The following is a 14350-nucleotide window of genomic DNA, read 5'->3' on the forward strand; positions in this document are numbered from 1 at the left end:
ATTACAAATTATGGAGTTTATCAGTGTGTTACATGTGGAGACTGATTCGGTATGGCGTGATTTAATCTGCAAATATGTGAAGCAGCAGCCAGATATGAAATATGTCGCAAGTATAGCAACGGAGCAGGAAGCCATTCATTTTGCAGAACAGTATAAAGTCGATGTTATCGTGATGGATGTAACACTGACCTCTTCGCAGTATGATGGGTTGGATGCAGTGAGAGAGATTTTGATGAGAAAACATGTTAGCATTATTATCTTATCTTCAGTAGATAATTTGGAAGTGATTGCAGACTCCTTTAGCGTTGGAGCCGTCAACTATATTATGAAGAAGAACTACACGGATCTTGCTACGGCTATTCGCGATGCGTATCATAATCGCGTAGCGATTCATCCTGACGCTGCTAGCGTGCTGTGCGATGAGTTCCGCAAACTAAGATTGGAAGAGCTTGAACGCTCCCTTACGCGGACCGAGCGACAAGTAATCGTGTATCTACACGAAGGGTACTCTAAATCAAAAATAAGCGAAGTTCTGCATGTCGAACCGGAAACAATTAAAACACATGTGAAACATATACTCACAAAGCTAGATGTGGGTAGTTGCAAAGACGCAGTCAAAGTAGCAAGACGGCGAGGATTGTTTGACAACAATTACGTTATGCGATAGGGGGGAGAAAAATGTAACCCTAGTAAAAAATAGAATCTATAATATAATTTGTAATAGAGGAGCTGGATCGCGCTATCTGTATTGGCGCCGGTATAGATTGCTATCACTGCTTCTCTAATTAGGAATTTGTCTAGCTTGGTGAAATACCGAGAGACAATGAAAATCTGAGGAGGTAGTTATTATGTCTAATAATCAATTTGATCTTGATGTACAAGTAAGCAAAAATGTTGGTAAAATCGAGCCTCAAGTTACCAGTGTGTTTGCTTGCACTCCAGGATGTATTACTGGACCGAATTGTGGATCTAGTGAGTGCGGAACTGTGCCTTGTGGTAAAACAACATCGAGACTTTGTTAATAAAAAACCAAGTATGATCATATGTAGTCAGTAATGTTAACGTTCTGCAGGCTTCTGTCTAGTTGTTAGTCGTGTGGGCTAATGCAAGACAGATGTCTGCACTTTTTTGTAGTGAAAGGAAGAGAGTAACCAATATAGCATACAGAGGTGTGACTGATGACCGAACTGATTCTGGAAGTGGATCGTGTGACGAAGCGAATAGGTAATAAGACTCTTATTCAAGAGACGTCCTTTAAATTGGAAAAAGGTATGATCTACGGATTTATAGGCCCTAATGGAGCAGGAAAAACAACATTAATGCGATTAATGACAGGGCTTATCCAGCCAACAAGCGGAGCGATTCGCATTGGGACATATGATGTGCAAAAGCAAAGAAAACAGGCACTAGCTAATGTAGGGGCGATTATAGAATCCCCCATCTTTTTTGAGTATATGACCGGAAGGCAGGTGCTTCGAAATTTATCTCGATTGCACTCTGAAATTCGCTCAGCAGATCGAGAAAAGCACATCGATCAGTTGCTCCAGAGTGTGGAATTGCAGTCCCGAGCAGATGATAAAGTGAAGACTTATTCGTTAGGGATGAAGCAACGATTAGGTATCGCGCAAGCTATGTTAGGGTCCCCCGACCTGCTGCTTTTGGATGAGCCATCCAATGGACTTGATCCGCTAGGTATGCGGGAACTTCGTAATCTGATCCTCCGGCTGAGGGAATCACGAGGTTTATCATTCTTCGTATCCAGCCACCTTCTAGATGAGCTGCAACTCATGTGTGACCATCTCATTGTTATTCGAGCAGGGGTGGTCATATGGACGGGGAATGTGAATGATTTGATTGTGGATGGTCAGAGGCTAGAAGACGCATTCTTGGAGTTGATGTTGTCATGAAAGTGTTAATCAGGATTGAATTCGAGAAGTTGATCCATCAGAAATGGGCATGGTTCATATTAGTTTCTTGCATTCCGTTTGCTTATGCATTGATAACATATTTTGTGTGGGTTGATCAGCGACATCTACCTGATAGCCCATTCTATGTAGCTGCGAGCATGTCGGCATCGAGAGGGATGAAAGAAAGTATATATTTATTTGGGAATTTAATGGTCGCGCTGTTGGCTGGTCTCTTATACACAGAAGAGTTTCAGGGTGGTAAATTGCGAATGTTTTTTTTAAGAAGCTATTCTCGGGGTCAAATCTTTGTTAGCAAATGGATGATAATGAATTTATTCATCCTGTTGATGATGGTTATTTTAGGCGTATCGTTTACGATTTTTGGCGTAATGAAACTTCCATCTCCCCCAGAGGTAATGATATCAGGGAATAGGATTCCTTCCACAAATGTTGCAATACTATTCTATACTTTGAAACAATATGCACTTGATTTCGCTACATTGATCGGGGGGGGCGGTTTGTTTATTTGGATTGCCATGTACTGTAGGACTGCGGCCCGTACAATTGGTATTGCGATGATCTATATCATTATATCAATATTTGCTACAAGTATTTTCGATCCGGGAAGTCCTTTAATAACGGAAAATGCATTCTTGCTTGCCTTGATTTATGCAGGGTTAATTCCAGGTATGCAGATTGTTGGTGTGGAGAAGGCATTGACGGGCGATGAATATGCACAAATTTCAATAGCCGTGGGTTTAGTTATTTACTTTTTCGTATGTATTGTAGCTGCTCGTAGAAAATTTACGAGAGCAGATTATTTAAATTAGGAGTGTTGGCGTGTGAACACTGGCTTGTGGATCAGTGAACTGGAACGGATATGGAAGGGGAAGCGGATTCGAGCGTTTGGATGCGTTTATCTACTCGCTCTATTGATCGATATTGGATTCTTACGTCTAACAGGCGGTATTAAAATTGACCTAAGCTCGTGGTTTTCGGTTGATGCACTAAATCTGCCGGTATTCATTATGAAGGATATGTCGTTCTTGTTGCAATTGTTTGTGTTGCCGGGCTTATTTGTAGAGTCGCTTGCTGATGAGATACATTCGGGTGCGTATCGCATATATATGTTACGTTCGTTCGATCGCTATCAGCACTGGCTAGTTAAATTACTTACACAGATCGTTTTGATTGTCTCGTTTATCTTTGGGACAACGCTGGTCTCGCTAGCGTGTGGATGGTTGTTCTTTTCTCATCCGCAATCGACAGTGGTGTACTTAGTGCCAGAATCGATTGGATATGGCAATGTGTTGTGGCTAACGATCCAATACGATCTCCTTCTTGTACTGACTAGCATTGCGGTGCTTGTGATATGCAGTGTTTTTTCTATCCTTATCACACGAGTTTCAATTGTGTATGCATGCACCATTTTAGGGTTGCTTGGCAGTTATGTCATCGTCTCTGAACTTCGTTTTCTGCATGATCCGTTTGTCAGTATTTTGAGAGTACTTTGCGGACAAGGAAGTATGATCTTCTGGGTGTACTTAACCGGGATTGTTGTGATATGTCCAATCATCAGTTTCTGGATTTGGAGTAAGAGAGGAATGTAAAAGCACGCATTATTGTTGATACAGATAAAACCCACATAGTCTTTCGTAGCAACCCGGGAGTGAAACCAATCAAATGAAAAGAAGAAGCCCCAAAGAAAGGAAGACAGAAAAAAGTTAATCCGCAGCTTGTTTTAGGGTGTGGTAAAGGTGAATGAATAGATTGGACACATAGAATTGAGAAGATTACGCCGCGGGACGGTACACACGTTCGCATTGGTTGGGCGTTAAGTACCCGATGGCAGAATGAATTTGTTTGCCATTATAGAAGCAGGTAATATACACGAATATGCTCTTCTTGGCTTGTACACGCGTTATCGTAGTAATTGTCTTTGCGGCTCATGCTGCTTTTCATCCCGTATTTCTGCAATCGTGCTTGGTATTCCAGGAAAGCATACTGGCTACCACGATCTGAAAAGTGGAGAACTTCGCCGCGCGGTCCAGCACGTTTTCATGTACGGGTAAGTTAGGCTTAGAGTTCGTAGTTGCTTTATACTTCTTGATGGTTCGCGATTTCAAGCAAAGCCCAGTTCTTTCATGATGCGTGCAACGGTTTTTCCCGTCACATAAACGCCTTGCTGCTCTAGCGCTTCCTTTATTTTTCGGCTACCGTAAAGGCGACACGAATCCAAAAAGATTCGGCGTATGCGTTGCTCGAGCTCCTTCCGTTTTTTCTTACGCAGGGTTTCCTTGCCTTGTTCTTTACCCCTTCATAATAATTGCTTCGTGAAACCTTAAATACATACACATCTTCACGACACGGAGCTAGAAGTGGTGATTGTGGATGAAAGAAAAGATTAGCGCTGGTCTTTTGCGAAGTAGTGCTAAGACTTCGTTTTCCTCCTGCAGTTCACGGATCTGCTTCTGCAGACCACGCATAGCCTGATCTGCGGGCGACAAATTCCCGCTGCCTGGGAAAGCCTGTTTTCCATGCTGTACATATTCAGCTTTCCAGCGATATAACGTGTTCGTGCTGATGCCAAGCTCGCGGGCTACCTGCGCCACCGACTTACTCTCTTCATCATCTGTACGGTTTGGATTTTAAATTCTTTGTCGTAGTTCTTAGTCATATCGCTCACCTCGAATGCTGATTTTTTTATTTTCGCATTCTCGGTTCTCCATGTCCACTTTCTACTCTAGTAGCATTTAACCAATGCACCGTAGTTTGGATGTGAGCAGTGTGGTGATGCGGTACGACTAGTGACTTTACCGTTGATGAGATTGACTTGCTCATCAATTCAGCATAGCCGATTTAGAATAATAATACTCATAATTTAACATGGAGATTACTTTGCCCTGTTCGTGGGGAAGAGGTGAATATTCTTCATTTTTGGTAATAAACATTTTTTATATATTTTCCATTTTATTATAGTCATACTGATCATCCTTCTATTTGATTCAACGCTGTTACGTGCTTTCAAAATTTAGGATTATAAAAGATTTCGGGTATGTGTCGAATGTAAAGAGGTCTGAAAGTATTTAGGCTCTAAAACTACTCCCTAAATCTTTTTTTTAGTCCACTATAATTAGGAGGAAACATGACGAAAGAACCCAATATTTATCGTGCACTCGATTTTTTTATGATTCGTACGCCTGTTTTGCCATTCAATTTGTTTATACAGTGTTTTCCTTCCGATTGGAAAGACCAAGAAGAGCTTAAGCGTTATTCGCTAAATAAACTTGTCGAATTATCCAATGACCCGATCATTCGCGAAGCGATTGCGGTAGCGAGCCCGAGCTTGCTTGAGTCACTTTCTCATCTTGGTAATGACCAGAATGCACGAAAGAAAGCGCAGGCTATCAAAGGTTTCATGCGCTATCTGCTCCGCATGATGACGCGTCCCACACCATTTGGCCTGTTTTCCGGTGTGACTTACGGGCAATTCGCCGAACAGTCGCAGATGAACATAGAAGGCATCGCTACGTATCGCAAACGCGTGCGACCAGATATGGAATGGTTGTTAAAGATTGTTGATAAGATCGAGAAACAACGTGAAGTTGTGGTTCAGTTTCGTATTCAGCGCAACTCTCTTATCTACCGTCAAGGCGAACGAGCAAAGATTCCTTACGTAGCGAGATATGGCGATCTCGGCGTCGGAGAAAGTGATAGCGTATCCGTACGAGCCTCTGCAGTATTCGATCTAGTGATGGAAGCTAGTATGAATCCAATTCCGTACCTAGAACTCGTATCCCGGATTAAGAGTGCTTTCATGGAGGCAGAATTAGATACGATTCATCATTACATTTGGCAGCTTTTTGAACAAGAATTCTTAATTTCGGAATTGCGACCTCCGACGACGAGTATAGAGCCCTTCGATCATATCTTGTCTGTGTTGGATCGGGTAGAGGGTATAGATGAATGGAAGGTTGCTCTCAATGAAATTCGTCGGAATATTCGCTCTTATAATAGCCGATCAATTGGGCAGGGCGAGGAGCAACTACTTCAGTTGCGACAGATGATGAATGCTTTGGCGGAGGTGAAGACGACGGTACAGGTTGACTTGTCCTTGGAAGACCGTTCCGTGACCTTGCCCTCTCAGGTTCGTGAGGATGTTGAGAAAGTTGCACATTTGTTTAGTCGAATTTCTACGCGTAAGTACCGACACCTGGAGGAATACTGCAATGAATTCCTAGAGAAATACGGTCCGTATCGAGAGATACCAATTCTGGAGTTGCTGGATGAGGAGATTGGGTTAGGGGCACCGGCCACCTATCAAAATCCGAGCAGCGTTCATAGGCAGTTGAAGAATCCGAGTGTGCCATTCAGTACGAAGTGTGAACAATTACTCTTCAAATGGTTCGTCTCGTGTATGCATCAGGGTGAACAAGAGATTGTTCTCACGAACGAAAGGATTCAACAGATCTTGGAGGATGAATCTGATAAAACCACCAGTGAGTTAATTCCTACTCCGTCAATGGAACTCTACTTTTTAATGGTTGTGCAGGATCAGGAAGCGCTCAATCGCGGAGAGTACACGTTAGTACTTGGACCGAATCCTGGATCGAGTGGCGCGGGGAAAACGTTCGGACGATTTATTGATTTAATGGGTGTCTCGTTTAAAAACATGTTCAATGAGATTCATGAGGAAGAGCAACGCCTATCACCAGGTAAACTACTTGCAGAGATTTCGTACTTACCCAGTGCAGCCAGATCGACGAATGTCGTTCTCACGGAAAATTTTCGCACTTATGAAATCGGAATTGGCACGAATCACACTGTACCAGAGGATCAACAGATTCATGTGTCCGATCTGATGGTTGGGGTGCGAGACGATAAGTTTTATTTGAAGTCACGCAAGCACAATTGCGAAGTGATCCCGACAGCGGGGCATATGCTGAACTACCAGGGTGCACCGAATGTGTACCGGTTTTTGGTGGAAGTTAGTCAGGAAGGATATCGACAATGGTCGACATTAGAATGGGGAGTAATGGATCAATCCCCCTTTACTCCGCGTTTAAGGTATGGGAACATCGTGTTAAGTCCAGCGACATGGCGTATACAATTGAGTGACAAGACATCTGAGCGCGAGAGCGAGGAGAAATTGGCGCTTCTGGTTAGGGAATTCAGTATACAGTGGAAAGTACCTCGGTATGTGTATATGACCCAATTCGATAATCGTATCTTGTTCGATATGGAGCATTCTCTGCATGTGGAGGAGATCTGCAAAGACTTGAAATCAAATGGTCAAGTGACGCTGATCGAGCATATAGGGGGATTCGAGGATATGCCGATCCAGCGGAGCGATGGGCGCCTGACGGCGGAATTTGTCTTCCCACTCGTTAGACGCACGGAAGAGATGGATCTGACCCAAGCGGAAGTGGCGGTAAGTAAGGAGACAGAAATCTCTCGCCTGACTGTTGTTGATGCATCGCAGCGTGTGCAGTTGCCGGGTGGATCGTGGTTCTATGCCAAGTTCTATGGGATAGACAGTCGCCAAGATGAATTCATTGGTCGTCAGTGGGGAGATTTTGTTCAGAAATGCCGTGAGGCAGGTGTAATTGAACAAGCGTATTTCATTCGTTACTCCGATCCAACTCGTCATATTCGGGTACGGTTCAACATGCCAAGCGGTAATGACATATCTTCGTTCATCCCAATCTTCCATGAATGGACGACTATGTTACTTCAAGATGGAATGATAAATAAGGTTGTTGTGGATACGTATGAACCAGAGATCGAACGATATGGTGGACCTGAGCTTATGCTATTAGCGGAACGTATGTTTGCTTGTGACAGCGATGTCACAGCGAATTTGGTTCGGCTGCTTCGATTTAAGCAGATACAGCTAAGTCAGGAGGTCGTGGCGGTGTGTAGTGTGATACAATACATGACTCAGTTTGGTTACAACGAGCAGAAGGTTTACGAGCTCCTCAATGAGCGCTTCGATGTAAAAGAATATCTGGATGACTTCCGTAATGAACGGCGTTTATTCCTGCAGTTGTTAGGGAGGGATTCATCCGAATTAGTATCATTGCATCAAGAAGGTAAGCTGATTCATCAGATTGGTCAGCACAGGGAAGAGGCTGTCAAGTGTTATCAGCAAGCACTTCTTGAGCATGAGCGGCAGGGCACTCTTATGAACAACAAAGACGATATCCTATTCAGTGTGATTCATATGTACTTAAACCGCTTGATTGGGATTGATCGAGATAAAGAACGTAAGGTAATGATTATGGCTCGTCATGCCCTTAATAGCTTGTTGCAATATTGGAGGAAGAGCCAATGAACTTTATTTGGAAGGGATGTCAGCATGAATTAGCTTCACTCTGGAAGACGGTTCGACACGGGCTGCAACTCTTCCAATTGATTTTTCACATGAATAAACAGTATATGATTCCAAGTATGATACTACACATCATTCAAGGCGCTGTGCCTGTGATGACATTAATGGTTACACAGAATTTGTTGAATAGTGTTTCCGTTGGATGGAAAGAAGGGGAATATTGGGTACTTTCTCAATTTGTTTGGTTCATCGTCATCTATGTTTTGAAGAATTTCATCGACGTCGCTCAAAGCTATGTGGAGGGTAATCTTCAGGCGGTCATTTCCAATTCGATGAATGTCATGATCTGCGAGAAATCAACCACGTTGGGATTGGCTGATTTTGAGAATGCTTCGATTAATGACCAATTAAAAAGGGTTTCACAAGAAGCCACTTATCGCCCCTATCAATTGTATAGCCAGATGGCTGGCATAGCTTCTGGACTCATTACACTTATTTCATCTGCTATCTTACTTGTTCTGTGGAAATGGTGGGTGGTGCTCGTGATTCTCATGATATCAACGGTTTCTATCTATTCGATTTTCAAAATCAATCGAGAACAGTTCCAAATCTACTTGGATCGCACTCCGCAGAATCGAGAATCGTGGTACATGACGTATCTATTAACAAACGATAGCACATTTAAGGAAGTGAAAATATTCCAATTGGGTTCTTACTTGTTAAACCGATACCGCGATTTGTTGCACGGCTTCTTCCTTGTGGATCGTCGTATATTGTTGAAGCGAATTCGAGTTACTTTTCTGTACGATATGCTAGAAATGGTGGCTTTGTTCTGGTTAATTGGGCTTGTAATTCACGAGACATTTATAGGAGCGATGATGATCGGGAGTTTGTATGGGTATATCCAAGCGATTATGCTCACGCAGAACCAGACGAAGGGGGTTATTCAGGGGCTTGTCCAGTTCTCACAGAACAATCTTTACATGGAGCAATTGCTCTTGTTCTTGCAATTGCCCACGTCAGATCCTGTTCATCGACAGAAACAGTTTCCCAATGCAACAGAACTATCGTGTGACGCAAATGCAAGTATCCAGATTACACAGATTTCGTTCGATCAGGTATCTTTCGCTTATCCAGGACAAGATTCGGATACGATTCGAGAAGTGGATGTGACATTCAAGAAGGGGCAGACTGTGGCTATTGTAGGGAAGAATGGTTCGGGTAAGTCCACACTCGTGAAGCTGTTAATGCAATTGTACACGGATTATCGTGGTACCATCCAAGTCAATGGCCGTAATGTTCTCGACTACGATCTGCAACAAGTCCAAGAACGCATGGGGGTTGTGTTTCAAGATTTTGTTCACTATGAAATGTCGGCTCGCCATAATATTGGCTTCGGCTCATTGGCTGAGCTCGAACAAGATGAGCGATTGATGGATGCAGCCAAAGTTGCAGCTATTGACCAAATGATTGCGAATTTGCCAAGCGGTCTCGATACACAACTTGGCAAATGGTTCGATGAAGGACATCAACTTTCGGGGGGACAGTGGCAACGTATTGCAATTGCAAGAGCCATTCTGCGAAGTGCGGATGTATATGTTCTAGACGAGCCGAGCTCGTTCTTGGATCCATTGGCTGAACGGGACTTACTGCAATTGTTCATACATTTAATGAGAGATACGATAGGGATTTTCATTACACATCGTATCTCGTCTGCGCGTCTAGCGGATCAGATTTTAGTCATGGAGGACGGCCGGATCATTGAGCAGGGATCGCATGCTGAATTGATGCGTTTAGGTGGGGTATATGCGCAGATGTATCAAGTGCAAGCAAGTTCATTTGCAGAAGAAGTTGGGGTGAATTAGAAGGAGATGATTGAGGGTGAAAGCGGCAAGTGCGGTATCAACACAATGGATCCCCTTAAAAGGGGAAGTTAGAAAGCAAGTAGCACAAGTGTTGCAGGCGATTGTGCAGCGTTATAAGGATCCTGATCAGGTACGTGCCCAGATGAAGCAAGTTCCTGGGCAAGTGATTGAAGGGAAACAGGTAGCACGATGGTCAGACACAAGCTTCTCGGGTGGATTTACAGGTATTTGTGTATTAATGGGACAACTGGATCAGTTATATCCTGATGAAGGTTGGGATATGGTAGGGCATAGTTACCTGCAAAAGATTCAACAGGTAATCGAACAGCAAGGTATTCATACTCTATCTTTATACAGTGGGTTAGCGGGTATTTTGATAGGCGTCCGTGCTCTGTCACGAAAGAATACGCGCTACCAAGGCATGCTAGATACACTGGCTAGTTGGTTCGAGGAAGCCGTGTTAAATTATGTAGAGATATGCAAAAACCAGTGGGAAGAAGGGCAATTGCGTATTAGTCAGTACGATACAATCGAAGGTTTGACAGGAATTGGACGAGTTGTGTTGGCTTTCTCAGATCGACCGCAGATGAAGATCATCTGGCAACGGATTGTTGAAGTATTCCATATCTTCTGTGGGGAAAAAGATTATCTAGGACATCGGATCCCTGCTTGGCATATCCCGTCTGCGAATCAGTTCCTCGAACATGAAAAGGTGCAGTATCCAAATGGGAATTTTAACGTAGGTCTATCCCATGGTATCTCAGGACCGCTGGCTTTTCTGAGTCTATCGCAATTGCAGGGCATGACAACAGAAGCGATGCGTGCAGATCTACGGCGGCTCACCGAGTGGACATGTCGATGGCGAGTGAGCGGTGAAGCGGGAACGTTCTGGCCGGGGCGAGTCGCTGTTGAAGAGGTACTTCAGGGTGAATTGCATCCGAGCAGTATCCGAGACCCGTGGGACTCCTGGTGCTATGGGGTGCCTGGGATTGCACGATCCATCTGGCTAGCTGGGCAAGCGATGGATAATCAGGAATGGAGCGCAATTGGATTGCAGGCGTATGTAGAGATAGAGAATCGCATCCAGACTATGGGTGGACTCACCGCCTCTACCTTGTGCCACGGTGTAGGGGGACTGCTTCATATGATTCAACGTATGTATTCGGATACGGGTCATGTGACGCTTGGCGTGATGCGTGATGAACTAGTTGTGGCTGTGCTGGATAAGTATGCGGCAGAGTCGAAGTTTGGTTATTATGATGAACATTTTGTGAATGGCAAGTATGAGCAAGTGGATGAAGCGGGCTTTTTGACGGGTGCCGCGGGCGTGGCACTTGTGCTAGCTTCTTTGCTTTACGAGGAAAGCCCGGATTGGGATATGGCTTTGTTGATACGATAGGTTAACACCATACTACCGAACACCGCCGGGACTGATGACAGAAGGGTCTGAGGAAAAAATCTTCAGACCCTTTATCCATGGGTATTTCACAAACGATGTGATTCTTCATTGGTCTGGCTAGAGCTTCAAGCATTCGTAGAATGTTGAGGGACAACGTCGAAAAGAGGCAGTATGAGCAGTCAGCTCGTTCCCCCGTCGTTTTTCAAACCGGGGAAAGTCACTTCGGTAAATATCTTCTGCTTAGCTTCATCCGCCGCGGCCAAGTTATATGTGGGTTTGGTGTGATTGAGTCCAAGTCGGTGCACCATTTTAGAAATACCACGCAGAGAATAGGGATGACCAAACTCCCGCTTGATGTATTCGCCAATAAGAGATAGAGCCCAACAATATTTTTTTAGAAATCCGACTTCGTGTGGAACCGCGTAGTCACTTGTAGTTCGACTACTTATTTGTAGACCGTTCGTTCCGTTCTGTCGATGATTTCTGAGATCTCTTGTGCATTCTTTTCTTTCAAATGCTGATAAATGTCTTGATAATGCTCGAACATACGCCTATCTTTCTCCTTTTTCATCAAAGCTTCAATTCAATAAATCCTTGTGTCTGTTCCATATTTTCACCGTCGCTTTTATGACCTTATAGTTATTTCGGGTTATTCGTAGTTTAGCTTGGGTCACGTAAATCTATAAAAATCGGACAAGGGAATCGTGTTCGGTGAGATGAGCGGGTTGTGGCTCCAAACTGATCGCGGTTCTCTTTTGTTTTAAATCTCGACTTTCTTCAGCTTAAGTCTGCCAGCGAACAAATAAATCGTCGTCTTCAGGTTTTTGAGCGACCTGTAGCCGTGTGCCCGTCGTTTGGCACATTGAATAAGACCGTTAATGACCTCCATAATACCGTTTGTTATTTTCGATGTAAACCACTTTAAGATCCCTGTTGCATGCTGACGAATCGTTTTCGCAGATTTCACCATATCAGGGATTTGATTATGTGTCGCCCAAAAATACCAGCTATCCAAGAACACTTCCGCTTTCTCAGGCGTTTCCTGCTTCCACAACTTCGAAAATGTGAGCTTCAAGTGATACGCTTTTGCCGTTTTCAGATCTTCATCCTTGAGACTCTTTGCTTGTTTTATAGTTTGAAGACAAACCCTAGTCTGATGAGCGAAGAAATCAACGCCGTAAATACCACGAGGTAATCTGCGTAATGGGGTTTTGGTATCTTAAATAGAATGCCTAACAAGAAGAAGAGTAAAAGGAGCGGAACGGCCTGCGTCTACCGTCTCTGCTTTTTTTTCGTATTATTAGGTCAGCCAGAAACTTCTGGTCGGCCTTTTTTTGGCTCCAGAGCATGGAGATTACAGATAATTTAATTGAACTGCTCATTCAGATTGTTCACTGTATCGGCGTTCGGGCTGAACGACCTGCGGAAAGTGGGCAATAAGTACGGTATCTTATTTAACCTAGCACAATCTGCCGTCAATAATCCGGATGGAATTGTACGGGATGTGATCTTTCCAATCGTCAACGAGCAAACATTGAGGGATCTAGTAAAAGAGAGCAAGCATACAGGCCCGGCTTATCGCGAGAAAGTTCATACGATTATCCGTGCTTCCTATGGGAGCCATTGGGTATCCTGGACTTCCGCTCCAATAACGAGGTTCATCAGCCAGTAATCCTCGCGCTGGAACTGGTCAAAAGGTATTCAGATACAGGCCAACACTATTTACCCCTGTTGGAAGATGTCCCGATTGATGGAGTCATACGTAACGTTAATAGAGAAATCATTGTAGAGAAAGACGAGAAAGGGCAAGAGCGCATAAATCGTATGAATTATGAGATCAGTGTTTTGCAAGCATTAAGAGATAAGCTTCGCTGTAAGGAAATATGGGCGGTCGGTGCGAACCGATATCGGAACCCGGATGATGACTTATCTACCGATTTTGAGGAACGACGTGAAGAAAACTACAAGGCCCTAAAGCAATCTTTGGACGCCCATGCCTTTATTGAAATGCTGAAAGAAGCTATGAAAGATGGATTGGAGAAAATGGATCGCGGGCTATCCAAAAACGAAAAAGTTCGAATTACAGAGAAAGGGAATGGTTGGATCAGTTTATCACCTTTAGAACCACAAACAGAACCCGTTAATTTATCCCGTGTAAAGTCAGAGTTACTACGACCTGATACTTCCCCAATTTTGAAAACAAAAAAATCCTTTTAATTTGTAATCTCCCTTATCACATTCTTCGCCAAACGTACTTTCTCAGGACTCGATTTTTTGAGCATCGTAATAATTTGTATAACATCTTCATCAGACTCCATAATTTTAGGGTCCTCGCTTACATATGAAAATAACTGAATTAAGTTTACGTCTAGTGCTTTTGCGATCTTAGCTACATTTATTAAAGAAACATTCTTTTCTCCACGTTCGATCTGTCCAATGTATGTAAAATGAAATCCACCTTTTTCTCCAAGAGCTTCTTGTGAGAGGCCTTTTTCTTTGCGTAACACTCTTATTCTAGCCCCAACTAGCTTTAATACTTCTTTGTCCTGCATTTGTCTACACCCCTTCATACTAAAAAGTGTAGACAAGATTTTCTTGGGTAAACATGAGATTAAGAATCGTATATTTAGCATTCATTATATCTATAAGTATTATTTTAGGATATAATAAGACTAATATTGAAATTCTCTGGAGGAATAGATATGAAAGAAGCTCCTTCTACCTTTATTCCAAGTCCCACCCAACCATCCAGACCCTCACTACACCTACATAAATCAATAACCGATTTCCACACTCTATCTCAATACCACATGAAACTAGCCCAAATCCTGTACAAGCACAATCAAGT

General features: G+C 43.4%; 14 protein-coding genes. 9 read left to right on the top strand and 5 right to left on the bottom strand.

The features are described from left to right. Positions 1 to 25: 25 nt before the first annotated feature. From KAI37_RS08175 to KAI37_RS08195, 5 genes are all read left to right on the top strand, one after another. Positions 26 to 667, top strand: a complete 642-nt coding sequence (locus tag KAI37_RS08175) for a response regulator transcription factor (RefSeq protein ID WP_179085888.1) — start codon at positions 26 to 28, stop codon at positions 665 to 667. Positions 668 to 848: 181 nt separating this feature from the next. Beyond that, the gene (locus KAI37_RS08180) at positions 849 to 1022 is read left to right on the top strand and encodes a gallidermin/nisin family lantibiotic (RefSeq protein WP_081047461.1); all 174 of its coding nucleotides are present in this window, start codon (positions 849 to 851) and stop codon (positions 1020 to 1022) included. Between the two features lie 156 nt (positions 1023 to 1178). After that, positions 1179 to 1907 (top strand): ABC transporter ATP-binding protein, encoded by a 729-nt coding sequence (locus KAI37_RS08185; RefSeq protein ID WP_053325120.1) that lies wholly within the window; start codon positions 1179 to 1181, stop codon positions 1905 to 1907. After that, positions 1904 to 2737 carry an ABC transporter permease gene (locus KAI37_RS08190; RefSeq protein ID WP_053325121.1) on the top strand — a complete coding sequence of 278 codons (834 nt, stop codon included), beginning with the start codon at positions 1904 to 1906 and terminating at the stop codon, positions 2735 to 2737. The genes KAI37_RS08185 and KAI37_RS08190 overlap by 4 nt, the downstream gene beginning before the upstream one ends. 12 nt (positions 2738 to 2749) lie before the next feature. After that, positions 2750 to 3517 carry a hypothetical protein gene (locus KAI37_RS08195; protein WP_053325122.1) on the top strand — a complete coding sequence of 256 codons (768 nt, stop codon included), beginning with the start codon at positions 2750 to 2752 and terminating at the stop codon, positions 3515 to 3517. 512 nt (positions 3518 to 4029) lie between these two features. Here KAI37_RS08195 and KAI37_RS26740 read toward each other — a convergent pair. After that, a complete protein-coding gene (locus tag KAI37_RS26740) occupies positions 4030 to 4146 on the bottom strand; it encodes an IS3 family transposase (protein ID WP_209435656.1) in 117 nt (38 codons plus the stop codon). Positions 4147 to 4279: 133 nt separating this feature from the next. Next, positions 4280 to 4519, bottom strand: coding sequence for a transposase (locus tag KAI37_RS08205; protein ID WP_220031038.1), 240 nt, complete (start codon positions 4517 to 4519; stop codon positions 4280 to 4282). 533 nt (positions 4520 to 5052) lie between these two features. On the opposite strand from KAI37_RS08205, the gene KAI37_RS08210 reads away from it, so the two are divergent. Genes KAI37_RS08210 through KAI37_RS08220 form a run of 3 tightly spaced genes read left to right on the top strand, consistent with a single transcriptional unit; the run spans position 5053 to position 11502 of the window. Beyond that, positions 5053 to 8241 carry a lantibiotic dehydratase gene (locus tag KAI37_RS08210; RefSeq protein ID WP_220031039.1) on the top strand — a complete coding sequence of 1063 codons (3189 nt, stop codon included), beginning with the start codon at positions 5053 to 5055 and terminating at the stop codon, positions 8239 to 8241. Continuing rightward, complete coding sequence (locus KAI37_RS08215; protein ID WP_053325124.1) at positions 8238 to 10103, top strand: ABC transporter ATP-binding protein; 1866 nt, start codon at positions 8238 to 8240, stop codon at positions 10101 to 10103. The genes KAI37_RS08210 and KAI37_RS08215 overlap by 4 nt, the downstream gene beginning before the upstream one ends. Before the next feature lie 16 nt (positions 10104 to 10119). Beyond that, positions 10120 to 11502, top strand: coding sequence for a lanthionine synthetase C family protein (locus tag KAI37_RS08220; RefSeq protein WP_220031040.1), 1383 nt, complete (start codon positions 10120 to 10122; stop codon positions 11500 to 11502). Between the two features lie 179 nt (positions 11503 to 11681). On the opposite strand, the gene KAI37_RS26745 is transcribed toward KAI37_RS08220, so the two are convergent. Together KAI37_RS26745 and KAI37_RS08230 are read right to left on the bottom strand one after the other, a co-directional pair. Then, positions 11682 to 11951 (bottom strand): helix-turn-helix domain-containing protein, encoded by a 270-nt coding sequence (locus KAI37_RS26745; protein WP_081396520.1) that lies wholly within the window; start codon positions 11949 to 11951, stop codon positions 11682 to 11684. Between the two features lie 311 nt (positions 11952 to 12262). After that, positions 12263 to 12685 carry a transposase gene (locus KAI37_RS08230; RefSeq protein WP_220031450.1) on the bottom strand — a complete coding sequence of 141 codons (423 nt, stop codon included), beginning with the start codon at positions 12683 to 12685 and terminating at the stop codon, positions 12263 to 12265. Positions 12686 to 13125: 440 nt separating this feature from the next. On the opposite strand from KAI37_RS08230, the gene KAI37_RS08235 reads away from it, so the two are divergent. Next, on the top strand, positions 13126 to 13719 hold the full coding sequence (locus KAI37_RS08235; RefSeq protein ID WP_220031041.1) for a hypothetical protein: 594 nt from the start codon (positions 13126 to 13128) through the stop codon (positions 13717 to 13719). On the opposite strand, the gene KAI37_RS08240 is transcribed toward KAI37_RS08235, so the two are convergent. Further along, the gene (locus KAI37_RS08240) at positions 13716 to 14054 is read right to left on the bottom strand and encodes a helix-turn-helix domain-containing protein (RefSeq protein WP_076292525.1); all 339 of its coding nucleotides are present in this window, start codon (positions 14052 to 14054) and stop codon (positions 13716 to 13718) included. The genes KAI37_RS08235 and KAI37_RS08240 overlap by 4 nt on opposite strands. Positions 14055 to 14350: the final 296 nt, after the last annotated feature.

This window comes from Paenibacillus sp. S25, assembly GCF_019454085.1.
Classification (GTDB): domain Bacteria; phylum Bacillota; class Bacilli; order Paenibacillales; family Paenibacillaceae; genus Paenibacillus; species Paenibacillus polymyxa_B.

Excerpts from the sequence above, each read along its gene's own strand:
- KAI37_RS08180 (WP_081047461.1), top strand. The coding sequence starts at position 849 with ATGTCTAATAATCAATTTGATCTTGATGTACAAGTAAGCAAAAATGTT.
- KAI37_RS08185 (WP_053325120.1), top strand. The coding sequence starts at position 1,179 with ATGACCGAACTGATTCTGGAAGTGGATCGTGTGACGAAGCGAATAGGT.
- KAI37_RS08190 (WP_053325121.1), top strand. The coding sequence starts at position 1,904 with ATGAAAGTGTTAATCAGGATTGAATTCGAGAAGTTGATCCATCAGAAA.
- KAI37_RS08210 (WP_220031039.1), top strand. The coding sequence starts at position 5,053 with ATGACGAAAGAACCCAATATTTATCGTGCACTCGATTTTTTTATGATT.
- KAI37_RS08215 (WP_053325124.1), top strand. The coding sequence starts at position 8,238 with ATGAACTTTATTTGGAAGGGATGTCAGCATGAATTAGCTTCACTCTGG.
- KAI37_RS08240 (WP_076292525.1), bottom strand. The coding sequence starts at position 14,054 with ATGCAGGACAAAGAAGTATTAAAGCTAGTTGGGGCTAGAATAAGAGTG.